The following is a 24,028-nucleotide window of genomic DNA, read 5'->3' as shown; positions in this document are numbered from 1 at the left end:
TCGTGAGAAAGAGGCGGCCGACGGGCATTTTTCGCTTTCGGCGGGAACGAAGCATGTCGGGCGCCAGGGCATGGCTACGGGCCGGGGTGGACGTCAGCTGTAGTCCGGCCGACGCGGCCGGACCCAGGGAGTGCTCGGCAGGTGTCGGGGCGGAAAGATCTGCGGGTGCGCAACGGCGCACAGTCCGCCGTCACGCAGGAGGCTGCTCGCGGCGGGCCGTGCGGGACAGCGCCGGAGTGCGGCGAGTCCGAGCCGACGCCACGGGCGGGCGTTGCGGTGGCGGCGGTGCACGTCGGCGCGGAACGACATGCGGACCGAGTCGCCGTCCGGCCGACCCGGGCAGGTCATACCGATTGTCCGATAATGTACATTATGTCATTTCAGATCCGGGCACAGCTCCCCACCGGGTGTCTTTTGTCCGTTGACATGAAACACGGCTGCCGGCTTCGAGTTCGCCCGCCAGCCCTTTCCCGGACGGTTGCGTCGGCTCCCGGAACCTTCAGGGCGATTTCCCACGAGCCGGGCGCAGCGACGGGAACGTCCGGCAGGAGAATCACCCATCTCGACCACCTCCGCCTGATCTGACATAATGCTTCACTCACCGGCGCTCAGCCACGACGATGCCCGCCAGCCAACCAGGTGCCCGCCCGGGATCCGGCGGAGCGAAACTGCGGGCATCGATGCCCCCGGTGTGGAGCAGCCAGGCGATGAGCGAGTTCGAGTTCCACATATCCCCGATTCCCACTTCGTCTCTTCCCCACGTCAGTGGCGGGACTTCAGCGGTCCTCGCCAGCATGTCCGACACCTCGCGGCCGGTGAGCCGGATCAGGGAGGCTTCTCCAACCGCAAAGTCACGATCAGGGATGACGCCGTCTCTCCAGCAGCGCACTTCGTAGCGGAACAGCCGCGATCGGCCCAGAAACCCCGCCCCCACGGGCCCGGTCGCCACCACTCCCCTGGCCTCCACCTTCTGACCCCATGCCGGGGTCATCTCAATGACGTGGCCTGCCTCCCCATCGAACACCTCCAGCGCCGCATGAAAGAGAGGTTGCGGGGGTCGATGCTCGCGACGTGCCGTCATCACCTCCCACCAGTGGCTCGTGTGGACGACGAAGTGTCCGCCGGCGCCGACAGGGAGCCACCACAAGGCGGCGTACGTACGGTGAACAGGCATGATGCCTATCCCGTCGCTAGCCGCCGGGCGTGATCTGGCCGGCCAGTTCCGAGACCTTCAGTCGGCCTTCCTTCGAGGCCTGCATCACCTCACGGGCCTTGGGAACGGCACCCCAGGTGTTCCACATCAGCACGCCACGGACGACGTCCCCATCCAGGTAGTACAGGACCGCAGCGTCATGGGCGTCGTTCCACACCTCCTCGATCCGGTGGTTGGTGCGTGTTTCACCGAGAGCCTCATAGCCGTCGTCGAAGAGGTCCGACCAGAACAACGGGGTGTAACGGTACTCGGTCCGCGTGCCCGCCATGGTTCTTCCGGCCGCATCGCCGGAACGCTCCGCGTTGGCCATGTGCTCGACACGCCGGCGGCCGAGGATCGGATCAGAGAAGGTGGCGATATCGCCTGCTGCGTAGACGTCCGGGGCGCTGGTGGCCAGGGTCTCGTCGACGCTCACTCCCCCTTGCTCCATCTCCAGGCCTGCCTCCTCAGCCAGTTGGACATTAGGTACCGCGCCCAGGCCGAGGACGACCACGTCGGCCTCCACCTTCTCGCCGGACCGGGACTCCAGGGTGAGTCGGCGACCCGCGTGGATTGAGGAGAGGAAGAAACCGCTGTTCAGGCTGATGCCCTTTGATTCGTAGACCTCCGCGAGGTGGCTGGTGATCGAATCGGGGAACATCTGTTCCAGCAGGCGGCTGTCCGGGAAATGGACGCTGACGTCGGCCCCCGCGGCAGCCAGTCCGGCGGCGATCTCGGACGCGATGTAACCGCCGCCCACGATGGCGACCCGGATGCCCTCGGAGACCAGGGAGCGCAGGTGGCGGTAGTCGTCGGCATTGCGGTAGTAGACGATGCGGTCATCGTCCGGGGTGTCGATGTGGCGGGCCGCAGCTCCGGTGGCCAGCAACAGACGACCGTAGCCGACCTGTTGACCGTCCGAGGTGGTCACGGCGTGTGCCTCCGGATCAAGTGCGGTCACCGTCGTGCCCAGGAGCAGTTCAGCTCCGGTTTCAGTGGTGCCCAGGTCAATTCCTTCCAGGGTCGCGTCAGCCTTGAGCCACAGGTCCTTCGACAACCCCGGCCGGTAGAGTGGGCCGTCACTGACATCCGAGATGATCAGTACCGAAGCATCCGGCGCCTCCTCCCGGATTGCGCGAGCCGCCTTGTCTGCGGCCACCCCGCCCCCGACGATGACATGGTCATAAGCGGGCTTCAGGGTTGATTTCACTTCATTCGGGTTCGACATGCTGCCTGCACCGTCCTGGGAAGAGTGGATAGTAGTGTGTTGTAGCCCACAATACCCTTTCCTTTGTGTGGTGGCCCTCGAGTCGTGGGCCTCTGGTTGAGGTCATCTGAGAGCGACTGAGGCGTGGACAAGCAGCGAAGTCCAACGATCGGATAACGGTGCCCGGAGTGGAGGATCGGGAGGGACAGGGTGTGGGAAAATGGCGCTGGACGAGGTCCTTTTCACTCGGCGAGACGAACCTTGCTCTACTGCACCACTCGGATTTTCCGGCGCAAGGAGGCAGGATGAGAAGATCTCCCTTCTCTGCCACGCATCACACCACCCCGGCCCCGCTGTCCTCCTCTTCCCCGCAACCGGGTTGACCCCATGGAGACCAGGGAACAGGGCCTGACCTCGGCTGAGGCCAGAAAACGCCTGGCGGACACCGGAACGAATGAGCTTCCCGGGGTGCGCCGGGTCCCGGTGTTGCGGCGGTTCCTCAGCCAGTTCACGAACTTCTTCGCGTTACTTCTCTGGGGCGCGGCCGCCCTCGCCCTGGTGGCACGCATACCTGAGCTGGCAATTGCGGTCAGCGCGGTGGTGATCATCAACGGATTGTTCGCTTTCGCGCAGGAGGAACGCGCGACCCAGGCCGCCGCCAAACTCCGTGGGCTGTTGCCGACGCAGGTCACCGTCGTGCGGGATGGTGCCCCGACGAAGGTGCCGGCCGCCGAGGTGGTTCCCGGTGATGTGGTCATTCTCGCGGCCGGAGACCGCCTGCCGGCCGACCTCACTTTTTTAAGTACAGACAGCTGCACCGCGGACGAGTCGATGCTCTCCGGCGAGAGCCTGGCGGTGGTCAAGGAAGCCGGCGATGCAGGATTCGGCGGGACATTCCTTGCCAACGGTACGGCCGAGGCCTGTGTCACCGCCACGGGAAACAACACCCGACTGGCAGAGATCGCCTCCCTGACGTCACACGTGGTCCCGCCTCCCACGCCACTGCAGCGGGAGTTGCGTCGGGTCGTCCGGACGATTTCCTCGGTGGCACTGGGATTCGGCGTCACCTTCTGCATCATCTCGATTCTGGTGGGCACGCCTCTGCACAACGCACTGTTGTTCGCCATCGGAGTGGCCGTGGCCATGATCCCCGAGGGCCTGCTCCCCACGGTCACCCTGTCCCTGGCCGTGGGTGCCCAGCGGATGGCCGACCGCAACGCGCTGGTGAGGAATCTCCAGGCGGTGGAGACTCTGGGTTCCGCGACCTTCATCTGCACGGACAAGACCGGAACACTCACCCAGAACCGCATGAACGTCGTCGAGGTCTGGACTCCGGAAGGGATGGTGGCCGTCGACGGCGAGGGCTACTCCCCCGTCGCCGGGATCACCGGCCCATCGTCCGCGACAGACCCGGCGCGGCGGCTCGCGTGGGCTGCCAGAACCGCGTCACGGGGCCGCATCCGGCGCGCCGGGGAAGAGTGGATCGCTGACGGAGACCCGATGGAGGCGGCTCTCGATGCCCTGGCACATCGCCTGGCGGGGCCGGTGGGGCTGTCGGATCCGGAACCCACCAGGCGTTTCGCCTTCGATCCGGTGAGGCGGCGGGAATCCGTCATCCTGGGGGCGGAGCTGCTGGTGAAGGGCGCTCCGGAGAGCATGCTGCCCTTGTGCAGTAACACCGGGCTGGCGGACCGGGCCTCCGAGGAACTCACGGGCATGGCCAATCGTGGCCTTCGGGTTCTCGCGGTGGCCAGTCGAACTCTCCCCCGGGGAACGCGGGTGGATGAGGCGGCACCGGAGGAGCTTGAGCATGACCTGGTCCTGGAGGGGTTGGTCGGTCTGCACGATCCCCCGCGTCCGGGCGTTCCGGAGGCGATCCGGCAGGCCCGTCAGGCAGGAATCAGGATTGCGATGATCACGGGGGACCATCCGGTCACGGCCGCGGCGATCGCGCGGCAGACCGGGCTTGCACTGGGTGATCCTGTGGTCGTCGAGGGCAGGGATCTTCCCCCGGATGAGGAATCCCTGGGCGAACTGATCGATCATGATGGCGTGGTGGTCAGTCGCGTCTCTCCCGAACAGAAGCTCGCCATCGCCCGCGCCCTGCAGCGGAGGGGGCATGTGCTCGCGATGACCGGTGACGGGGTCAATGACGGCCCGGCGCTCAGTGAGGCCGACATCGGTGTGGCGATGGGCATGACGGGCACTGACGTCGCCCGGGAGGCCGCCGACCTGGTGCTTCTCGACGACAACTTCGCCACCATCATCATCGCCGTGGAACAGGGACGCGCGACCTACACCAACATCCGCCGTTTCCTCACCTACCACCTGACGAGTAACGTGTCGGAGCTCTTACCGTTCGTGGTGTGGATTCTGTCGGGCGGGAGCTTCCCCCTGGCGCTCGGGGTGCTCCAGATCCTGGCGTTGGACATCGGCACCGACCTGCTTCCCGCGCTCGCCCTCGGCGGAGAGAAACCGAGTCCGGATGTTCTGCGGAAGCCACCCGAAAAGCGTCACCTCATGGACGGAGCACTGCTGACGCGGGTGTTTGTGGTGCTCGGACCGGTGCAGGCAGCGTTCGCCCTGGGGATCTTCACCCTGGTGCTGTGGGGCTCAGGATGGACCTGGGGTGCGCAACCTGCGCCGGGCTTGCTGGCCACGGCCTCCGGTGCGGCGTTCTGCACGGTGGTCGTGGGCCAGATGGCCAATGCCGTGGCCTGCCGCAGCGCCACCCGCCCGGCCTGGAGGATCAACTGGTTCAGCAACAGAATGCTGCTGGTGGCGGTCCTCGTCGAAGTGGCGCTCCTGCTCTTCTTCCTCTTCTTCGCCCCGTTGGCCGGGGTGCTCGGTCACGCGCCCCCGCCGCTGGAGGGTGCGCTGTTCTCTCTCCTGGTCGTTCCGACCCTGCTGTCGGTGGATGGTCTGCACAAGTTTCTCCGGCATCGACGGCGGGACAACAGGTCTCGTGCTGGCAGTCAGCGTCCGGCAGATCCCCCTCCGCTGAAGCCTGAAGGGTAGCGAGGAGCCATGTCCCAGGAAAGGAATGACTGGCATACGGACCACAAGAGGTCCCTCACCCGGGGTGAGCGTGCCGCTGACGTTCTCCGCAACGCCATGGGAAGCTGGCGATTCGTGGCCGCCTTCCTCCTGGCCATGGCGGCGTGGACGGTAGCGAATGTAGTGACAGGCAGGCCCTGGGATCCGTATCCGTTCATTCTCCTGAACCTGTTCCTGTCCATGCTGGCGGGACTTCAGGGCGCGATTCTGCTCATCGCAGCGAAAAGACAGGATGCGATCTCGGCGGCCATGGCCCGCCACGATTTCGAGACTGACACGGCGGCGAAGGAGGAGATTGAGCTGCTGCTGCAGATCAATCGGGAGCAGCTGGAGCTCATCCGTCAGCTGCGGGCGGAAGGCCGCACGCAGGAGTGAAGGCGGCTTCGGGTCACAGCTGGTGGGCAGTCACTGCCCGGGCGTGTAGTTCGACGTTCTCACCCACGCACACGGCATGGCCGGATGGCCCGGCACTCACCGGCGTCCCCTCCTGTTCCTGTGGGTCAGGGTGAACTGGACCGTGTCCAGCATGCCCAGGCGGAACAGCGCCTCGCGCAGGGCGAACTGGTAGCTCCAGAGGCGGCGGAATACCGCGTCGAAACCCGCTGCCGCCGCCTCCCTGGACTGCCCCTCGAACAGTGAGCGCTGCATCGCCAGGGAACGCTGGTGATGGCTGCCCGTATGGGTCTGTGCCACGACCCGCAGTCCCGATTCGCGGTCCGTGAGTCGGTGGACGTCCGTGGCCGTCGGGTAATCGAGCCCCGGCCACACGTAGGCGCGGAGCGCATCAAGCGCGCCACGGGCGACGGGGCTCAATGCGTCCGTGGCGATCACCGACTGCATGGAGACGAAACCGCCGATGGTGAGCAACCTGTCCAGCGCCCGGATGTAGGCGACCCGGTCGTCCTCGTCAAGGACCTCCAGTTTCTCCACCGACACGATCGCGTCGTAGCTGCCCCGCCAGTCCCGTGGCCCGGGTACGGGGCGGTCGATGACCGCGGTGTGTACCGAGGCGTCGACGCCGGCGAGCATGAGCTGCTCGGTCACCGCGCGTGCCTGCGCAGGGTCGGCGGTGAGCGTATCGACGGTCGCCCGTCTGTGCGCCGCCGCGATCGCCACCGCTCCGCCCGCGCCCGGGTACTCCAGCAGGTGGGTGCCGCCGGTGACGCGGGCGGCGTCGAGAAGCATCGTCACCGTCCGGGTCTGGGCGTCTCCGAGATCCTCCCGGTCGACGTCCACCGGCTCGGAGAAGGTCGTCAGATCGACGAAGTGTGTGGCCAGGCCGCGGCCGCGGGAATGGCCCGGGACGTGGCTGGGGACGGCGGTGCGGACGGTCGTCGGAACGCCGGAGGCGAAGACCCCGCCGAAGGCGCTGAAACCTTCACCGGAACTCAGCCTGACGAGTTCGGTCGGCAGTTCCCCGCCGCTGTAGCGCCCCGGGGAGGCGACCTTGCCGGGGATGCCCACCCGGGGCCGGTAGCCGGTGCGGATCAACGCCGCGAGGACATCCGTGAGATGATCCGAGCGCCACTCCCCCGCCATGTAGCCTTCCGCCAGCCCGAGCCAGCCGGATACCGCCAGTCGGGCGAACAGGGCGTCGTGTTCGACCACGAGATCCGGCTCCCCGGACGGATCCAGGGTCAGATCAGCGTTCGCGCAGGCGCGTGCGAATGACGCCTCAGCCAGACGTGCGCGCAGGTCAATGAGCCTTCCGGCCGGGACTTCGGCCAGACCGGGCCATGCCGCAGCGTCGATCGCCGCCAGATGGGGATGCCTCACAACCGACGATCCTAACCCCCGCACTGTCGGGAAACACGAAAACCTCCCCATTTCCATGTCCGGAACCGGGGTTGACCATAAGAATTGCCACTCCCACGACCATGTTGGTGACAGGAACCCGATACGATGGAGCCGTTGATTCCCGCTAGGCAGATGAGGAACTGATTTTAATGAAGCACACACCTTCCCGCCCTGGGGGCGGCCGCCACCACGTGGTCATCATCGGCTCCGGTTTCGGTGGCCTCTTCGCCGCCCAGGAGCTGAAGAACGCCGACGTCGACATCACGATCATTGACCGGACCAACCACCACCTCTTCCAGCCCCTGTTGTACCAGGTGGCCACGGGCATCCTGTCCTCCGGTGAGATCGCACCGTCGATCCGCCAGGTCCTCAAGGGCCAGGACAACGCGAACGTGGTCAAGGGTGAGGTCACCGACATCAACCTCGAGGACCAGGTCGTGACCACCTCGCTGGGCGCGTACACCCGCACCTTCGAGTACGACTCCCTCATCATCGCCGCCGGCGCCTCACAGTCCTACTTCGGCAACGACCACTTCGCCGAGTTCGCGCCGGGCATGAAGACGATCGACGATGCACTGGAGATCCGGGCCCGTGTCGTCGGCGCCTTCGAGCGCGCCGAGCTGGCCAAGGACCCGGCGCAGCGTGAGCGCCTCCTCACCTTCGTCATCGTCGGCGCCGGCCCCACCGGTGTGGAGCTGGCCGGCCAGCTGGCTGAGCTCTCCCACCGCACCCTCACGGGCGAGTACTCCAATTTCTCCCCCGCTTCCGCGAAGATCATCCTGCTGGACGGCGCCCCGCAGGTGCTGCCGCCCTTCGGCAAGCGACTGGGACGCTACGCCCAGCGTCAGCTGGAGAAGCTCGGCGTCGACGTAAGGCTCAACGCCATGGTCACCGACGTCGACGAGAGGAACGTCACGTACAAGAACTCCGTCGACGGCACCGAAACCACCATCGAGGCTTTCACCAAGATCTGGTCCGCCGGTGTGTCCGCCTCCCCGCTGGGCAAGCTCATCGCCGACCAGTCCGGCGCCGAGATGGACCGTGCGGGCCGCGTCATGGTCAACCACGACCTGACCGTGGGCGACCACAAGAACGTCTTCGTCGTCGGCGACATGATGAACTACAACAACCTGCCGGGCGTGGCCCAGGTCGCGATCCAGGGCGGCCAGTACGCCGCCGAGCAGATCACCGATGAGGTCGCCGGCCGCTCCACCCCCGATCAGCGCGTCGCCTTCGAGTACTTCGACAAGGGCTCCATGGCGATCGTGTCCCGCTTCAGTGCCGTGGTGAAGATGGGCAAGGTCGAGGTCACCGGTTTCATCGGCTGGCTGCTGTGGCTGGGCGTGCACGTGTTGTTCCTCGTGGGTTTCCGCAACCGCCTGGTCTCCATGCTCAACTGGGGCCTCAACAGCGTCGTCCCGAAGCGATACAACCTGGCCACCACCCGGCAGCAGCTGCACTCCCGTACCGCGCTGATGAAGCTCCAGGAGTTCACCTCCGAGATCGAGGGAGACACCCCGATCGAGCTGCGTGACACCACCAAGTTCACCGGCAAGAAGCAGATCCGCTAGGCACAGAGCCGACAGGTCACCGCGGTCCGGGCACGGGCCCGGAGGGGATACGTCCCCTCCGGGCCCGTCCCGTTTTAATGGTAATACCTCATCTCGTGTGGCGACGGCACAAGGGGATATAATGGGCAATGGTTGCGGCACGCATCGCTTGACATCGCCCGGCCGGTGGGTTCCCGCCGGTGGACGCGGCACTGAAAGGGACGTGAGGGGCAGCGGTGTCGCCACAGGTAACCGAGCATTCCACCGTCTTTCATCCCACCCTGAGAGGTAGACACGTGACCACCATCACCCCACCCGCGACCCGGGCCCGGGAAGGTTTCGCTGAAGGTCCGTGGGTCGACAACATCGACGTCCGCGATTTCATCCAGCGCAATTTCACCCCCTACACCGGCGACGCACACTTCCTGGCCGGCCCCACGGAGAAGACGCTGCGCACCTGGCGGCACCTGGAGGACCACTACCTGTCCGTCGAGCGCGAACGACGCGTGTACGACGTCGACACGGACACCCCGGCGGACATCGACGCCTTTGGCCCCGGTTACATTTCCGACGACGACGACATCGTCGTCGGTGTGCAGACGGACACCCCGCTCAAACGCGCCATGATGCCCTACGGCGGCTGGCGCATGGTCGAGGCGGCCATCCGGGAGGTGGGCAAGGAGCCGAACGAGAAGATCCGGGAGATCTTCACCCGCTACCGCAAGACCCACAACGAGGCCGTCTTCGACGTCTACACCCCGCGCATCCGCGCCGCCCGTTCCGCGCACATCATCACCGGTCTGCCGGATTCTTATGGGCGGGGCCGCATCATCGGCGATTACCGTCGGGTGGCGCTCTACGGCGTCGATAAGCTCATCCAGGACAAGGAGGCGGCGAAGCATGCCGTGCACGCGCAGGGTTTCTCGGAGCACTGGGCCCGCCACCGTGAAGAGCACTCCGAGCAGATCAAGGCGCTGAAGAAGCTCAAGGTGATGGCGCAGTCCTACGGCCACGACATTTCCGGACCGGCCACCACCGCGCGGGAGGCCGTGCAGTGGACCTACTTCGGATATCTGGGGGCGATCAAGTCCCAGGACGGGGCCGCGATGTCCATCGGCCGGCTGTCCTCCTTCCTCGACATCTACTTCGAGCGCGACCTGGCCGACGGCACGCTGTCGGAGGAGGACGCCCAGGAGATCATCGACGCCCTGGTGATCAAGCTGCGCATCGTCCGCTTCCTGCGTACCGAGGACTATGACCAGATCTTCTCGGGCGACCCGTACTGGGCGACCTGGTCTGACGCCGGGTTCATGGAGGACGGCCGTCCGCAGGTGACGAAGACCTCCTTCCGTCTCCTGCAGACCCTGCGCAACCTCGGCCCGGCTCCGGAGCCGAACATCACCGTCTTCTGGGACGATGCGCTGCCGGCGGGCTACAAGGAGTTCTGCGCCGCCATCTCCATCGAGACCAGCTCAATCCAGTACGAGTCGGACAAGCAGATCCGTGACCGCTGGGGCGACGACGCCGCCATCGCCTGCTGCGTCTCGCCGATGAAGGTGGGCAAGCAGATGCAGTTCTTCGGCGCGCGCGTCAACGCCGCGAAGTCGTTGCTCTTCGCCATCAACGGCGGCCGGGACGAGGTGACCGGCAGGCAAATCACCCTGCCCGGCGCGTTCGCACCCGTCGAGGGCGACGGACCGCTCGACTTCGACGAGGTGTGGGCGAAGTACGAGGAGATGCTCGACTGGGTGATCGGCACCTACGTGGAGGCACTGAACATCATCCACTGGTCCCACGACAGGTACGCCTACGAGGCCATCGAGATGGCCCTGCATGACTCGGAGATCATCCGCACCATGGGCTGCGGCATCGCCGGCCTCTCGATCGTGGCGGATTCCCTGTCCGCCATCAGGTACGCCAGGGTCACCCCTGTGCGCGACGAAACCGGCCTGGTCGTCGACTATCTCACCGAGGGTGAGTTCCCCCGGTACGGCAACGACGACGACCGTGCCGACGACATCGCCGCGACGATCGTCCACACCGTCATGGCCAAGATCAGGGAGATCCCGCTCTACCGCGATGCGATCCCCACCCAGTCGGTGCTCACCATCACCTCGAACGTCGTGTACGGCAAGGCCACCGGCAACTTCCCGGACGGTCACCGCGCGGGCACCCCGTTCTCGCCCGGCGCGAACCCGAGCAACGGCGCCGACACCCACGGCATGGTCGCCTCCATGTTGTCCGTGGGCAAGCTCGACTACAACGACGCCCTCGACGGCATCTCCCTGACCAACACCATCACCCCCTCCGGTCTCGGCCGCACCAAGGCCGAGCAGGTGACCAACCTCGTCGGCATCCTCGACGCCGGTTTCATCATGGACGACAACTAGGAGCCCCCAATGTCCACCAAGACCTTTGACGAGCGCATGGCCGACATGAAGGCCTCCCGCTCCGCCCACAACATGGAATCGGGCCTGTACCACGCCAACATCAACGTCCTGGACAAGTCCACGCTCGAGGACGCGATGGCCAATCCCGGGAACTACCCCAACCTGACTGTCCGGGTGTCCGGCTACGCGGTGAACTTCGTCAAGTTGACCAGGGAGCAGCAGCGGGACGTCATCTCCCGTACCTTCCACCAGGGAGCGTAGTGGCCCGGGACGGTGTCACCGGCGAGGTTAGCCTCACCCCGTCGGTGGGTGAGAAGGTCCGTGGGGTGGCCGCGGGCCTCGGCGGCACCGCCGGGGACCTCACCCGGCCGGAGCTTCTCGACGCCCGCGTCACCGGCGACGTCGCCCTCGTGCACTCCTGGGAGATGGTCACCGCGGTCGACGGACCCGGCACCCGGATGACCCTCTTCCTCACGGGTTGCCCGCTGCGCTGCCGGTACTGCCACAACCCCGACACGATGGAGATGCGCTCCGGCACCCTCGAGCGCGTGGAGGACGTGGTCAAGCGCGTCAGGCGCTACCAGCGCGTCTTCCGGGCCACGGGTGGCGGCCTGACGATCTCCGGCGGCGAGCCGCTCTTCCAGCTCGCCTTCACCCGACGGGTGCTCGCCTCGGTTCACCAGGCGGGGATCCACACGGCGATCGACACCTCCGGCTTTCTCGGCGCCCGCCTGACGGAGGAGGACCTGGCGAACATCGACCTCGTGCTTCTCGACGTCAAGTCCGGCAACGAGGCCACCTACCGCACGGTCACCGGCCGGTCCCTGCAGCCGACGATCGACTTCGGCGACCGGCTGGCCGCCCTGGGCAAGGCGGTGTGGGTGCGCTTCGTGCTGGTCCCGGGATTGACCGATGATCCGGAGAACGTGGCTCAGGTGGCCGACATCGTCGCCCGCTGGCCCAACGTCGAGCGGGTCGAGGTGCTCCCCTTCCACAACATGGGTGCGGACAAGTGGCGTGAGCTGGGTATCCCCTACCACCTGGAGGACGCGGAGCCCCCGACGCCGGAGTCGCTGGCGGCGACCCGCCAGGTTTTCCTCGATCGGGGGATCGTCACTTACTGATAGGGTCGTCCACGACATTGGGGTGCACGGCTGCAGGGCTGTGCTGAGAACATACCCATGGAACCTGCTCTAGCTAGAACTAGCGAAGGGATTGTCGTGACTCAGCCACGCGTTCTGTCCATTGCCGGCACCGACCCGACCGGAGGTGCCGGCATCCAGGCGGACCTGAAGTCCATCGCCGCCGCCGGGGGTTTCGGCATGGCCGCCGTCACCGCACTGGTGGCACAGAACACCCACGGGGTCCGCTCCGTGCACACCCCGCCCCACGAGTTTCTCCGCGAGCAGCTCGCCTGCGTCTTCGATGACGTCACCGTGGATGCGGTGAAGATCGGCATGCTCGGGGACGTGGAGACCGTCGCCGTCGTCGCCGAGACGCTGGCCGCTCACCCGGTCCCCCACGTCATCCTGGATCCGGTCATGGTGGCCAGCTCCGGTGACCGCCTGCTCGACGAGGACGCGGAAGCCGGTGTCCGCGACCTCATCCGCCACGTCGACGTGATCACCCCCAATCTGCGCGAGCTGGCCGTGCTCTGCGACACCACGATGGCCGCCGATCTGGACGAGGCCATCGCCCAGGCTGCCGGGCTGGCCGGGGACACGGACACGGTGGTCATCGTCAAGGGTGGGCATCTGACCGGTTCCGCGGCCGACAATGCCGTCGTCCACCCGGACGGTACCGTCCACCACGTGCCCACTCGGCGGGTGGACACAAAGAACACCCACGGCACCGGCTGTTCGCTGTCCGCCGCCCTGGCCACCCGCATCGCCTCTGGTGAGCCGGTCAATGAGGCGCTGGAGTGGTCGACCCGCTGGCTTCATGATTCGATCAGCAACGCCGACGCCCTCGACGTGGGCAGCGGTCACGGTCCGGTCGACCACTTCCATCGGACGCGCCGTCTCGAAGCTGCCGCAGACACCACCCCGTGGCCGCACCTGACCGGCCCCCTGCCGACCCTCCCCGCACCCTCCCCGCACCTTGTCCCGGCCGGACCCCACACGCAGGCGATGTGGGAGGCCACCGGTGAGGTCTGGGGCGAGATCATGGACCTGACGTTCATCCGTGAGCTCCGCAGCGGCACGCTGCGCCCCCGCGACTTCGCCTTCTACCTCGACCAGGACGCCCAGTACCTCAACCGGTACTCCCGCGCGCTGGCACTGCTCTCGGCGAACGCCACCGACCAGGAGGGGCAGATCGGCTGGTCAGAGGGCGCGATGGGGGTGCTCGCCGGGGAAGCGCAGCTTCACCGCGACTGGCTGGGCGCCAACGGCGTCACGGTCACCGCCCCCTCCCCCGTCACGCTGGCCTACACCAATTTCCTCGTCGCCTCCTGTGCCGTGGAGCCCTACGCCGTGGGGGCCGCCGCGGTGCTGCCCTGCTACTGGCTCTACGCGGAGATCGGTTTCGAGCTGATGAAGGACAACCACCCGGAGCACCCGTACCACGCGTGGCTCAAGACCTATGCCGGCGAGGAGTTCATCACGGGAGCGCGTGGCGCCATCGCCCGCACCGAGCGTGCCCTTGCGTCAGCCTCCCCCGCCGAGCGTGAGCAGGCGATGGCGACCTACCTCAACGCCTGCGTCTACGAGCGGGAGTTCTTCGCCCAGGCCGACCGCGCCTGGTAGCAGGCACGGGTCGGCGCGGCGTCAGTGCCCGAGCGCGTCATCGATGGCTGAGCCCGCGGTCGGGGCTGTGAACTGGAAACCGGAGTCCGTGAGCACCTTCGGCTCCACCGTCGCGTCGGCCAGCAGCAGGGACTCAGCGGCGTCACGGCCGAGGACCAGGCGCAGCGCCCACTTCGGTGCGGGGAGCAGGTAGGGGCGGCGCAGGCGCTGCGCGAGGTGCCGGCCGATGTCGCGGGCGCTGGCCGGGGTCGGTCCGCTGAGGTTGACCGGCCCGGTGATGCGGTGGTCGATGATGTGGCGGATCGCCCTGACCTCATCCTCCAGGGAGATCCACGGCCAGATCTGGCGGCTGGTGCCCAGGGGGCCGCTGAGACCGAATCGGGTGAGGGGAATCAGTGGCTTGAGCACCGCCTCCGGGTGCAGCAGGGACGCCGTGCGCAGCAGCGCCACCTTCGCCCGGGGGCCGGCTTTGAGGGCCTCCTCCTCCCAGTCGACACAGAGCTGGGCGAGGAAGCCTTCACCTGCGCCGCTGGCTTCTGTGAGGGTGGCCCCGGGGCGGTCGCCGTAGATGCCGACGGCGGAGGCGGACACCAGCATCGGAGCGTCCTCGCCCAGCTGGCGGACGGCGTCGGCGAGCGTGCGGGTGGGTGCCAGGCGTGACGCCCGGAGAACCTCGCGGTAGTTCCGCGTCCACGGGAGTTTCCCGATGCTGGCGCCGTTGAGGTTGACCACCGCGTCCGCACCCGCGAGCAGGGCGGGATCGAGGTCGCCGCGGCCGGGATCCCAGAACGCTTCACCGGTGTTGCGGGGCTGACGTCGTACGAGCCGGACAACCTCAACGCCGTCGGCTTCCAGCGACGTGGTGAGGGCGGATCCGATCAGTCCGGACGCGCCGGAGATGATGATTCTGGTGGGGGCCATGTGGGTGCTTTCTGTGGGCTACGGGTAGGGGTTCGAGTCTGCCGGTCGGGGATTCAGGGCCGGGTGAAGATCGCCACGAGGAAGTCCGAGTCCTCCGTGAAAGGCTTCAGATCCCAGGACTCGAAGACGTTCTCCGGCTCAAGCCCGGCCTCACGGGCGGTGGCCAGGAAGTCATCGAAGCCCCAGCCGCGGCCGGCCCCGAAGCCGACGACGAAACGGCCGCCGGAATGCAGTGACCGGGCGATGTTCGACAGCGCGGGCAGCCTGCCGTCCGCGGCGAGGAACCCCATCACGTTGCCGGTGGAGACGGCCAGGTCGAAATCACCCTCGGGGATCTCGTCGGCGCTCAGGTCACCGACCACCCACGTCGCGTCCGGGTAGCGGTCCCGGGCGTACCCGATGAGCACCGGATCGATGTCGGTGCCCACCACCTCATGGCCACGGGCCGCGAGGTAGCCGCCGACCCGACCCTGGCCGCAGCCGGCGTCGAGGATGCGGGCGGCGCGGGGTACGAGGGCGTCGATAAGCCGGGCTTCGCCGTCGATGTCCTGGCCTTGGTCGATCATCATCTGCCAGCGGCGAGCATAGTTCTCCGAGTGGTCGGGATTCTGCGAGGTCACGTCAGTCCAGGTAGGCATGCGATCCAGTATAGGAACGTCGACCGGATAAGCTGGTGGTCGTCCATGAGCCCGGCCCAGGAGAGAGACTGCCACAGTGCCCAGTCCGTTTGAACGTGCCCTGCCTCCCCTCGTGCGGAAGAACGGGAATTCTCAACCTGCGCAGGAGCGCCCACCGTTCCGGGTGCCGCTGGAGCGGGCCGTCGATCACTGCCGTGTCTTCACCGACGGGATGAGACGGCCGGGCGAGTATCACGTGAGCTCCGCGTTGCAGGAGGTCCGTGAGCACGGCAACGGTTTCGTGTGGCTGGGGCTGCAGGAACCCGATGCACACCAGATGGAGCGGGTCGCGGAGGAGTTCGGCATCCATCCGCTGATCGTGGAGGACGCGGTCACCGCCCATCAGCGCCCCAAGGTCGAGCGTTATGACGACCAGCTGTTCCTGGTAGTCCGTTCCGTCAACTTCTGGGCGGACGCCACCGAGGGGAATACGCGTGAGCTCATCACGACAGGTGAGGTGCAGATACTCATCGGCCCGAACTTCATCATCACGGTGCGTCACGGCGCGGAGATGCCCGAGTTGTCGGACGAGTTGACTCACCCACCGGAGCTGGTGTCCCTCGGTCCGGCGGCACTGGCCTGGCGGGTGGCCGACCACCTGGTCGACGAATACAGCCGGATCGCCGAGCAGTTGGAGCGGGCCGTCGATGATCTTGAAGAAGAGGTCTTCACCCCGGGGTCGCGTTTCAACATCGAGCAGATCTACATGTACAAACGCGAGATCCTGGAGATGCGGCACTCGACCGACCCGCTGGCGCCCGCGCTGCGTTCGCTGATCGCCGAGAACCGAGACATCCTGGGCAAGCAGCTGCGCAGCTACTTCCGTGACGTCCTCGACCATGAGATGACGGTGAAGGACCAGATCGCGGGCTATGACGAGCGGCTCACGGCGCTCATCGACGCGTCGGTCGCGAAGATCACCATGCAGCAGAACACCGACATGCGCACGATCTCCGCGGTGGTCGGCATGGCGGCCGCACCGACCCTCATCGCGGGCATCTACGGCATGAACTTCGAGCACATGCCGGAGCTGGAGCACCGGTACGGCTACTACATCGCTCTGGGGCTCATCGCGCTGATCGTGGGAGTCATGTTCTGGTGGTTCCGCCGAAACAACTGGCTGTAGACCTACGGGACTCCCCGACCGCGCCGGACGGGGACTGTATGCAATTTTTCTGATGGTTGATAATTGTGGCGCAGGTCACCTATCATGGGTGTACCGCCGGTAGGGCGCTGGAAGACCCGGAACCGGTGGCATCCGAGAACCCCAGCCAGTTTCACCCTCCTCCGAAAGGGAATCACCATGATCAGGAAGCGCATCGCCGCCCTCGCCATCGGCGCGGCCCTCACCACCTCCGCAATCATCGCCCCGCAGGCCTCCGCCACCCCGCAGTACAAGTGCGATCGTGGCTACGAATGGGTCAAGGGCCACTGCAAGAAGGAGAACCACCACAAAAACCCCTGGGACAAGAAGCGCGACGAGCGCAACAAGGGCAAGTGGGACAACCGGGATCACGGCAAGAACGATTCCCGCCGGAACGTCTTCCTCTCCTCCTGGTAGGGGAACGCCCGGCCCCCAGCTCCTCCGGAACCGCCCCGCACTGCGCGGGGCGGTTCCGACGTGTGAACGGGCCCAGACTCAGAGCACCATGGTGCGCAGCGTCGTACGGGCGACCAGGCGACCACCGTTGGTCATGAGGACCTGCCACACCTGAGTGCGTCCGCCCACCTGAATGGGGGTCGCCTCGGCCTGGATGGCCCCGTCCCGGACGGAGGCGATGAAATCGGTGTTGTTGTTGACGCCGACGACGATCCTGCCCTCCGCCGCCACCATGCCGGCCAGCGATCCGGCGGATTCCGCGAGCGCGGAGAACACTCCGCCGTTGACCAGCCCGACGGGTTGGAGGTGCCGTTCGTCGACGTCGATCTCGGCCCCCACCCTGCCGTTGCCGATGAAGGTGTACCGGATGCCGAGCGTCCGGTCGAGCCCGCCGATCCCGGCGTTGACGAGTTCCAGCGCCTCCGCACCGATGCCCTCGGGGGCGTCTGCGGCCGCGGAAATGAGATCTCTGATGGTCTTCCCGGTCATGGTCGGAGATCCTACCGATCCGACCGCCCACCCAGCTGCAACTAGTGGAAAGATATGATCTTTGGCACCAGGTGTCTGAAGAAAAGTCACGCAGTGCGTAGAATCCGGAGGCATGAGCACCCCTGAGAATCTCGCCCAGATCGGCGTCGTCGGACTCGCAGTCATGGGATCCAACCTCGCCCGCAACTTCGCCCGCAACGGCCACACCGTCGCCGTCTACAACCGTTCCCCCGAGAAGACCCGCTCGCTCATCGACGAGCACGGCTCCGACGGCAACTTCATCGCCTCGGAGACCATCGAGGACTTCGTCGCCTCCCTCGAGCGTCCCCGCAAGGCCATCATCATGGTCCAGGCGGGCAGGGCCACGGATGCCGTGATCAACCAGCTCGCCGACGCGATGGAGGACGGCGACATCATCATCGACGGCGGCAACGCGCTGTTCACCGACACCATCCGCCGCGAGAAGGAGATGTCGGACCGCAACCGTCACTTCGTCGGCGCCGGAATCTCGGGCGGCGAGGAGGGCGCCCTCAACGGCCCGTCGATCATGCCGGGCGGCCCGAAGGAATCCTGGGACACCCTCGGCCCGCTGCTCGAGTCCATCGCCGCCAACGTCGACGGCACCCCGTGCGTGACGCACATCGGCCCGGACGGCGCCGGCCACTTCGTCAAGATGGTGCACAACGGCATCGAATACGCCGACATGCAGGTCATCGGCGAGGCCTACCAGCTGCTCCGCTTCGGTGCGGGCATGGAGCCGGCGGAGATCGCCGACGTCTTCTCCGAGTGGAACAAGGGCGACCTGGATTCCTACCTCATCGAGATCACCGCAGAGGTGCTGCGACAGGTCGACGCCGAGACAGGCAGCCCGCTCGTCGACGTCATCCTCGACGCCGCCGGCCAGAAGGGCACCGGTCGATGGACCGTCAAGGAGGCCCTCGACCTCGGTGTGGCGACCACCGGCATCGGCGAGGCGGTCTTCGCCCGCGCCCTCTCATCCTCCCTCGATCAGCGCAAGGCCGCCCAGGGCAACCTGCCCACCGGCGCCCTGCAGGACTTCGTACAGCTCGGCCTCAACAAGGATGAGTTCGTCGAGGACGTCCGCCGCGCCCTCTACGCCTCCAAGCTGGTCGCCTACTCCCAGGGATTCGACGAGATCAAGGCGGGATCCGACGAGCACAACTGGGATGTCGACCCCCGGGACCTGGCCACCATCTGGCGCGGCGGCTGCATCATTCGCGCCAAGTTCCTCAACCGCATCGTCGAGGCCTACGACACCAACGCAGAACTGTCATCCCTGCTCCTGGACCCGTACTTCAAGGGCGAGCTCGAGGGCCTGATCGACTCCTGGCGCAAGGTCGTCATCGCGGCCACCCAGCTGGGCCTGCCGGTGCCGGTCTTCTCCTCCTCGCTGTCCTACTACGACTCCCTGCGTGCCGAGCGCCTGCCGGCCGCCATCATCCAGGGTCAGCGTGACTTCTTCGGCGCCCACACCTACAAGCGCATCGACAAGGAGGGCACCTTCCACACGCTGTGGTCCGGTGACCGCTCCGAGGTGCAGACCGACTAGTCCGATCACGGAGGAGATCGCCCCCGGCCGTAGGTGACTGCGGCCGGGGGCGGGACGAACGTCGATGATGCTCCGTCCTGCCATGGCAACGGCAGTGGGCGTGCCATGCCCGCCTCCTTATGGCAGTGCGGGAAAACCGCGCTGTACAGCGTACAATCTCAGCAATGACAACTTTCAAGGACCTCGGTCTGCCCCTGCCCATCGTGAGAGAACTTCAGCGGCAGGGAATCACCGAACCTTTCCCCATCCAGGAGGCCGCGATCCCGGATGCGCTTGCGGGCCGGGATGTGCTGGGCCGTGGTCCGACCGGTTCCGGCAAGACCTTCACCTTCGGCCTGCCCATGCTGACGCGTCTGGCCGAGTCCGGCGTCACCCGCCCGGGGCACCCGCGTGCTCTGGTGCTCACCCCCACGCGTGAGCTTGCCGTCCAGGTGCGCGAGCGTCTCGACGCCCCCGCCAACGCCCTCGGTCTGCGCACGCTCGACGTGGTCGGCGGCGTGAACATCAACCGCCACATCCGCTCCCTGGCGGCCCCGGTGGACCTGCTCGTGGCAACCCCGGGCCGCGCCCAGGACCTGTTGGACCAGGGCATCCTGCACTTCGACGAGGTCTCGGTCACCGCACTCGACGAGGCCGACCAGATGGCCGACATGGGTTTCCTGCCGCAGGTCCGCCGCCTCATGGACCGCACCCCGAAGACGGGGCAGCGGCTGCTGTTCTCCGCCACCCTCGACGGCGATGTGCAGAAGCTCATCGACCGGTACCTCACCGACCCGGTGACGCACTCGACGGCACCGGTGGAGGCGTCCGTGGACACCATGGAGCACCACCGCCTTCTCGTGGGTGACCGCGACGAGCGCAACGACATCATCCTGCGGATCGGTGCCCGTGAAGGCAAGACCATCATGTTCATGCGTACCAAACACGGTGTGGACCGGCAGGTGAAGAAGCTGCGTCGCGTCGGCGTCGAGGCCGCCGGACTGCACGGCGACAAGGGGCAGAGCACCCGGACCAACGCACTCGCCGGTTTCTCCGACGGTTCTGTGCCTGTGCTGGTGGCCACGGACATCGCCGCGCGAGGCATCGACATCCACGACGTCTCCCTGGTCGTCCACGTCGACCCGCCCGCCGAGCACAAGGCCTACCTGCACCGGGCGGGCCGGACGGCCCGCGCGGGCAACTCCGGCACCGTGGTCACCCTCGTCATGGACGAGCAGCGCAAGGAGGTCGAGGGCATGATGCGCAAGGCGGGCGTCGAAGCCCCGGAGGTACGCGTCACCGCAGATTCCGATGTGTTGGCTAAGATCACTGGTGCACGGGTGCCCTCGGGCACTCCGCTGACGCCTCCCGGCCAGCAGCAGACCCCGGGCAAGAAGCCGTCCTCCCGAACCCCACGGCAGGGGGCAGCCGCGCAGCAGGGCAACGCCCGCCAGCGTGGCCGCACCGGACGATCAGCAGGTCGCCCGGGCGGTTCCGGCTCGCCGGGGCAACGCAGTAGCCGCCGTTCCTCCTAACCGATAACTGATGGACATACTCTTAAGCATCCTCTCCCTTCTCGGCTTCGTCGCACTGACGGCGTCCACCGGTCTCTTCGTCGCGATTGAATTCGCACTGACCGGCCTGGAGCGATCCACGGTTGACAACCATGTGCGCGAGAAGGGCGACCGCAGCGCCCTCGCGGTGCAGCGTGACTACCAGAACCTCTCGTTGGTGCTTTCGGGTGCCCAGCTGGGCATCACCGTGACCACCCTGGCGACCGGCTTCCTGGCGGAGCCGATCCTGGCGAAGTACTTCACTCCCCTGCTGGAACTGGTCGGCCTGACGGCGCAGGCGTCCTCGGCTGTGGCGCTGGTGCTGGCGCTGATCGTCGCGACGTTCCTGTCCATGGTCTTCGGTGAACTGGTGCCCAAGAACGTGGCCATCACGATGCCGTTGGAGACCGCCCGGGTCGTGGTCCACCCGGTCCACGTGTTCAACGTCGTGTTCAAGGGTTTCATCCACCTGATGAACCGCTCGGCGAACTTCATCGTCCGCAAACTGGGCATCGAGCCGGCGGATGAGCTGGCCTCGGCGCGTTCGAGTCAGGAGCTGGGCAGCCTGGTGCGCAGCTCGGCGGAACAGGGCGGACTGGACGTCAACACCGCGATGGTGATCGGCCGCTCGCTGCAGTTCGGCAACGCCACCGCCAACGAGTTCATGACCCCGCGTGCCACGATCTCCTACCTGGGGGCGGAGGACACCGTGGATGACCTCATCGCCCTGGCGCTGGAGACCGGTCACTCCCGTTTCCCTGTCGCCCGGGGTGACCTCGATGAGACGGTCGGTGTGGTCCACATCAAGGACGCCTTCTCCGTTCCGCGGGAGGCCCGGTCCACCACCACCCTCGGGTCGCTGGCGAGGAAGGTCCCCGTCCTGCCGGACACTCTCGACGGTGACGCCGTGCTCAATGCCGTGCGTGCCGCCGGTTCCCAGGTCGTGCTCATCGCCGACGAGTACGGCGGCACCGCCGGTCTGGTCACCATCGAGGACGTCGTGGAGGAGATCCTCGGCGAGGTCTACGACGAGCACGATGACGCCGACGCCGAGCAGGACTTCCAGAAATTCGGCTCCTCCTGGGAGGTGTCCGGCCTGGTCCGCATCGATGACCTGTCCGAGCGCGTCGGGTACACCGCCCCGTCCGGCCCCTATGAGACCCTCGGTGGCCTCGTGATGGCCACCCTGGGCAGGATCCCCAACGTCAAGGACGTGCTCCTGCTCCCGGAGGCTGACCGCCCGGGACACGCCGAGTTCGAGTCCGGCATCACCGGCAGGTGGATCGCCCGGGTCACCCTCATGGAGGACCGCCGGGTGGACAAGGTGATCCTCACCCCGATCACTGACGAGGAAGCGAAAGGGTATCTGTAAGTGAACGTCTTCACCACCATCCTTATGGTCGTCGCACTGCTCGCGGCCAACGCCTTCTTCGTGGCCGCCGAGTTCGCGCTGATCTCCTCGCGCAAGGACCGCATCGAGTCGCTGATCGCGCAGGGCAAGAAGGGCGCCCGGAAGGTCCTCTACGCCACCGAGCATCTGTCGATCATGCTGGCCGGCGCGCAGTTCGGCATCACCATCGCCTCGCTCATCCTGGGTAAGGTCGCCGAACCCGCGGTGGCGCACTTCCTCGAGGAGCCCTTCCTGGCGATGGGCCTCCCGGACAACCTGATTCACCCGATCTCCTTTGTCATCGCACTGGGGTTCATCACGTTCATGCACATCCTCTTCGGCGAGATGGTCCCCAAGAACATCGCCATCGCCGGCCCGGAGACCCTGGCGCTGTGGTTGACCCCCGCCATGATCTGGTGGGTGAAGATCACCCGCCCGCTGATCGAGTTCATGAACTGGATGGCCCGCATCACGCTGCGGGCCTTCGGCATCGAGCAGAAGGATGAGCTCAACACCACCGTCGACGAGGCTCAGCTGGCGTTCATGATCAAGGAGTCCCGCGAGGAGGGGCTTCTCGACGCCGAGGAGACCCTCCGCCTCTCCAAGGCCCTGCGTTCGGAGAAGCGCTCCCTCAAGGAGGTCGTGATCCCGCTCGACAAGGTCCGCACCCTGGCCTTCGGCCGCCAGGGCCCGACCCTGGGCGACCTGGAGGAGGCTGTCGTGGAGACCGGATTCTCCCGCTTCCCCGTCACCGGCGCCGACGGTTCCTTCCTCGGCTACATCCACGTCAAGGACGTCCTCGACCGCCTCGCCACCGCCGGCCCCGAGCAGTACATCCCGCGCACCGACCTCCGCCCGTTGACCATCGTCGACGGCTCCGGCACCATGGACGAGGCGCTGCGTAAACTCCACCTGCGCTCCGCCCACATGGCGCAGGTCCGTGATCGCGGCGAGCTCATCGGCGTGATCACCCTCGAGGATCTCATCGAGGAGTACGTCGGCACCGTCAACGACTGGACCCACGAGGATGCCTGAGCTTCTCGACGCCCCCTCCTGGCACGACCGCATGCAGGCCCACGAGGAGCGCGCCGACAGGCTCACCCGTGACCACCTCGCCCGGCGTCAACGCCAGGAGAAGCACCCGGTCTACGACTTCCTCTTCGAGTACTATCCCGTCCGCCCCTCCCACCTGCGCCGTTGGCATCCCGGCCCGGGCCTTGACCTCGCCGGCGACCCACCCCACGCCCAGTGGCGCGACTACCGGGTCGTGGACGGCCGCACCACCCTCGACCTCGAGGGCTTCTGGGCCCGAAGAGGCGAGGCGCTGATGTTCATCCGCGAGCTCCTGCACCGCACCAACCTCAACCCCGCCCACTTCGACTGCTTCGGTCTCCACGAATGGGCCATGGTCTACCGCACCGATTCCCCACGCCACGATCTGCCGCTGCGCCTGGGCGCGGCGGGCAGCGACGCGGTTGTCGAGAAGCACCGCATCCGGTGCACCCACTTCGATGCCTTCCGGTTCTTCACCCCGGCCGCGCGGCCGCTGAACCTCACCGTGCTGGAGCGGGAGGACCAGCCCGCCCACGACCAGGCGGGGTGCGTCCACGCGACGATGGACCTGTACAAATGGGCGTCGAAACTCGGACCGCTGGTGCCCGGCGAGCTCTTCCTCGACTGTTTCGAACTGGCCGTCGACGCGCGCGTGCTGGATATGGAGGCCTCCCCCTACGACTGCCGCGCCTACGGATTCGGCGTCGTCGCCATCGAAACTCCGGAGGGCAAGGCCGAGTACGTCGAGCGACAGCGCAGCCTGGCGGAACGCGGAAAGCCGCTGCGTGACCGGCTTGTCTCCCTCATCGACCATGCGGAAGCCACTACACTTCAGGGCTAAGGTCCGTCGCGTCAG

Annotated in this window: 18 protein-coding genes, 3 pseudogenes and 1 riboswitch; of the genes and pseudogenes, 14 read left to right on the top strand and 7 right to left on the bottom strand. The window is 66.7% G+C overall.

Annotation, left to right across the window (positions count from 1 at the left end):
* Positions 1–93: 93 nt before the first annotated feature.
* The 3 genes from CETAM_RS06545 to CETAM_RS06535 all read right to left on the bottom strand — a co-directional run bounded on the left by CETAM_RS06545 (position 94) and on the right by CETAM_RS06535 (position 2,420).
* Positions 94–348: a hypothetical protein gene (locus CETAM_RS06545; RefSeq protein ID WP_156228100.1), complete on the bottom strand. Its 255-nt coding sequence runs from the start codon at positions 346–348 to the stop codon at positions 94–96.
* A 250-nt stretch (positions 349–598) separates the two neighbouring features.
* Entirely contained in the window at positions 599–1,174 is a 576-nt protein-coding gene (locus CETAM_RS06540) for a hypothetical protein (protein WP_156228098.1), read from the bottom strand.
* A 16-nt stretch (positions 1,175–1,190) separates the two neighbouring features.
* Positions 1,191–2,420 carry an NAD(P)/FAD-dependent oxidoreductase gene (locus CETAM_RS06535; protein WP_156228096.1) on the bottom strand — a complete coding sequence of 410 codons (1,230 nt, stop codon included), beginning with the start codon at positions 2,418–2,420 and terminating at the stop codon, positions 1,191–1,193.
* Positions 2,421–2,786: 366 nt separating this feature from the next.
* Here CETAM_RS06535 and CETAM_RS06530 point away from each other — a divergent pair, with 366 nt between their 5' ends.
* Both CETAM_RS06530 and CETAM_RS06525 read left to right on the top strand, forming a co-directional pair.
* Positions 2,787–5,417 carry a cation-translocating P-type ATPase gene (locus CETAM_RS06530; protein WP_156228094.1) on the top strand — a complete coding sequence of 877 codons (2,631 nt, stop codon included), beginning with the start codon at positions 2,787–2,789 and terminating at the stop codon, positions 5,415–5,417.
* A 9-nt stretch (positions 5,418–5,426) separates the two neighbouring features.
* A complete protein-coding gene (locus CETAM_RS06525; RefSeq protein ID WP_156228092.1) occupies positions 5,427–5,831 on the top strand; it encodes a DUF1003 domain-containing protein in 405 nt (134 codons plus the stop codon).
* Between the two features lie 96 nt (positions 5,832–5,927).
* Here the strand turns inward: CETAM_RS06525 and CETAM_RS06520 are convergent, their stop codons facing one another.
* Positions 5,928–7,232, bottom strand: a complete 1,305-nt coding sequence (locus CETAM_RS06520; protein WP_231587609.1) for a class I SAM-dependent methyltransferase — start codon at positions 7,230–7,232, stop codon at positions 5,928–5,930.
* A gap of 170 nt (positions 7,233–7,402) precedes the next feature.
* Between CETAM_RS06520 and CETAM_RS06515 the strand changes: the two genes are divergently transcribed.
* From CETAM_RS06515 to CETAM_RS06495, 5 genes and pseudogenes are all read left to right on the top strand, one after another.
* Positions 7,403–8,824 carry an NAD(P)/FAD-dependent oxidoreductase gene (locus CETAM_RS06515; RefSeq protein ID WP_156228088.1) on the top strand — a complete coding sequence of 474 codons (1,422 nt, stop codon included), beginning with the start codon at positions 7,403–7,405 and terminating at the stop codon, positions 8,822–8,824.
* Positions 8,825–9,039: 215 nt separating this feature from the next.
* Positions 9,040–10,923: pseudogene (locus CETAM_RS06510) on the top strand (pyruvate formate lyase family protein); the annotation flags it as partial.
* Positions 10,903–11,454: pseudogene (gene grcA2, locus CETAM_RS14015) on the top strand (autonomous glycyl radical cofactor GrcA2). The pseudogenes CETAM_RS06510 and grcA2, both read left to right, overlap by 21 nt.
* Positions 11,454–12,317 (top strand): pyruvate formate-lyase-activating protein, encoded by an 864-nt coding sequence (gene pflA / locus CETAM_RS06500; RefSeq protein ID WP_156228082.1) that lies wholly within the window; start codon positions 11,454–11,456, stop codon positions 12,315–12,317. The pseudogene grcA2 and the gene pflA overlap by 1 nt, the downstream one beginning before the upstream one ends.
* An 8-nt stretch (positions 12,318–12,325) precedes the next feature.
* Positions 12,326–12,425, top strand: a riboswitch (TPP riboswitch).
* A pseudogene (locus CETAM_RS06495) lies at positions 12,414–13,940 on the top strand (bifunctional hydroxymethylpyrimidine kinase/phosphomethylpyrimidine kinase); the annotation flags it as partial. It overlaps the preceding riboswitch by 12 nt.
* A 21-nt stretch (positions 13,941–13,961) precedes the next feature.
* On the opposite strand, the gene CETAM_RS06490 reads toward CETAM_RS06495, so the two are convergent.
* Together CETAM_RS06490 and CETAM_RS06485 are read right to left on the bottom strand one after the other, a co-directional pair.
* On the bottom strand, positions 13,962–14,861 hold the full coding sequence (locus CETAM_RS06490) for a TIGR01777 family oxidoreductase (RefSeq protein ID WP_156228078.1): 900 nt from the start codon (positions 14,859–14,861) through the stop codon (positions 13,962–13,964).
* A 53-nt stretch (positions 14,862–14,914) separates the two neighbouring features.
* The gene (locus tag CETAM_RS06485; RefSeq protein ID WP_156228076.1) at positions 14,915–15,499 is read right to left on the bottom strand and encodes a class I SAM-dependent methyltransferase; all 585 of its coding nucleotides are present in this window, start codon (positions 15,497–15,499) and stop codon (positions 14,915–14,917) included.
* Positions 15,500–15,575: 76 nt separating this feature from the next.
* Between CETAM_RS06485 and corA the strand changes: the two genes are divergently transcribed.
* Both corA and CETAM_RS06475 read left to right on the top strand, forming a co-directional pair.
* Complete coding sequence (gene corA / locus CETAM_RS06480; protein WP_407923960.1) at positions 15,576–16,664, top strand: magnesium/cobalt transporter CorA; 1,089 nt, start codon at positions 15,576–15,578, stop codon at positions 16,662–16,664.
* Positions 16,665–16,841: 177 nt separating this feature from the next.
* A complete protein-coding gene (locus CETAM_RS06475) occupies positions 16,842–17,099 on the top strand; it encodes a hypothetical protein (RefSeq protein ID WP_156228074.1) in 258 nt (85 codons plus the stop codon).
* Positions 17,100–17,177: 78 nt separating this feature from the next.
* Here the strand turns inward: CETAM_RS06475 and CETAM_RS06470 are convergent, their stop codons facing one another.
* Positions 17,178–17,627: a PaaI family thioesterase gene (locus tag CETAM_RS06470; protein ID WP_156228072.1), complete on the bottom strand. Its 450-nt coding sequence runs from the start codon at positions 17,625–17,627 to the stop codon at positions 17,178–17,180.
* A 112-nt stretch (positions 17,628–17,739) separates the two neighbouring features.
* Between CETAM_RS06470 and gndA the strand changes: the two genes are divergently transcribed.
* From gndA to CETAM_RS06445, 5 genes are all read left to right on the top strand, one after another.
* Complete coding sequence (gene gndA, locus CETAM_RS06465; RefSeq protein ID WP_156228070.1) at positions 17,740–19,197, top strand: NADP-dependent phosphogluconate dehydrogenase; 1,458 nt, start codon at positions 17,740–17,742, stop codon at positions 19,195–19,197.
* 164 nt (positions 19,198–19,361) lie between these two features.
* Entirely contained in the window at positions 19,362–20,711 is a 1,350-nt protein-coding gene (locus CETAM_RS06460) for a DEAD/DEAH box helicase (RefSeq protein WP_156228068.1), read from the top strand.
* A gap of 10 nt (positions 20,712–20,721) precedes the next feature.
* Positions 20,722–22,101, top strand: a complete 1,380-nt coding sequence (locus tag CETAM_RS06455) for a hemolysin family protein (RefSeq protein WP_156228066.1) — start codon at positions 20,722–20,724, stop codon at positions 22,099–22,101.
* A gap of 24 nt (positions 22,102–22,125) precedes the next feature.
* A complete protein-coding gene (locus CETAM_RS06450) occupies positions 22,126–23,154 on the top strand; it encodes a hemolysin family protein (protein WP_407923967.1) in 1,029 nt (342 codons plus the stop codon).
* Positions 23,147–24,013, top strand: a complete 867-nt coding sequence (locus CETAM_RS06445; RefSeq protein ID WP_156228062.1) for a 3-methyladenine DNA glycosylase — start codon at positions 23,147–23,149, stop codon at positions 24,011–24,013. The genes CETAM_RS06450 and CETAM_RS06445 overlap by 8 nt, the downstream gene beginning before the upstream one ends.
* Positions 24,014–24,028: the final 15 nt, after the last annotated feature.

This window comes from Corynebacterium comes, from assembly GCF_009734405.1.
Lineage (GTDB): Bacteria > Actinomycetota > Actinomycetes > Mycobacteriales > Mycobacteriaceae > Corynebacterium > Corynebacterium comes.
Note: the sequence above shows the minus strand (reverse complement) of the source record. Positions and strands in the feature narration are given on the sequence as shown.

Bases quoted from the DNA above. Each gene is read 5' to 3' on its own strand.
- CETAM_RS06545 (WP_156228100.1), bottom strand. From the start codon at position 348: ATGACCTGCCCGGGTCGGCCGGACGGCGACTCGGTCCGCATGTCGTTC.
- CETAM_RS06515 (WP_156228088.1), top strand. From the start codon at position 7,403: ATGAAGCACACACCTTCCCGCCCTGGGGGCGGCCGCCACCACGTGGTC.
- CETAM_RS06525 (WP_156228092.1), top strand. From the start codon at position 5,427: ATGTCCCAGGAAAGGAATGACTGGCATACGGACCACAAGAGGTCCCTC.
- CETAM_RS06530 (WP_156228094.1), top strand. From the start codon at position 2,787: ATGGAGACCAGGGAACAGGGCCTGACCTCGGCTGAGGCCAGAAAACGC.
- gndA (WP_156228070.1), top strand. From the start codon at position 17,740: ATGAGCACCCCTGAGAATCTCGCCCAGATCGGCGTCGTCGGACTCGCA.
- CETAM_RS06535 (WP_156228096.1), bottom strand. From the start codon at position 2,420: ATGTCGAACCCGAATGAAGTGAAATCAACCCTGAAGCCCGCTTATGAC.
- CETAM_RS06470 (WP_156228072.1), bottom strand. From the start codon at position 17,627: ATGACCGGGAAGACCATCAGAGATCTCATTTCCGCGGCCGCAGACGCC.
- CETAM_RS06490 (WP_156228078.1), bottom strand. From the start codon at position 14,861: ATGGCCCCCACCAGAATCATCATCTCCGGCGCGTCCGGACTGATCGGA.
- CETAM_RS06460 (WP_156228068.1), top strand. From the start codon at position 19,362: ATGACAACTTTCAAGGACCTCGGTCTGCCCCTGCCCATCGTGAGAGAA.
- CETAM_RS06450 (WP_407923967.1), top strand. From the start codon at position 22,126: ATGGTCGTCGCACTGCTCGCGGCCAACGCCTTCTTCGTGGCCGCCGAG.
- CETAM_RS06485 (WP_156228076.1), bottom strand. From the start codon at position 15,499: ATGCCTACCTGGACTGACGTGACCTCGCAGAATCCCGACCACTCGGAG.
- CETAM_RS06445 (WP_156228062.1), top strand. From the start codon at position 23,147: ATGCCTGAGCTTCTCGACGCCCCCTCCTGGCACGACCGCATGCAGGCC.
- CETAM_RS06455 (WP_156228066.1), top strand. From the start codon at position 20,722: ATGGACATACTCTTAAGCATCCTCTCCCTTCTCGGCTTCGTCGCACTG.
- CETAM_RS06475 (WP_156228074.1), top strand. From the start codon at position 16,842: ATGATCAGGAAGCGCATCGCCGCCCTCGCCATCGGCGCGGCCCTCACC.
- CETAM_RS06540 (WP_156228098.1), bottom strand. From the start codon at position 1,174: ATGCCTGTTCACCGTACGTACGCCGCCTTGTGGTGGCTCCCTGTCGGC.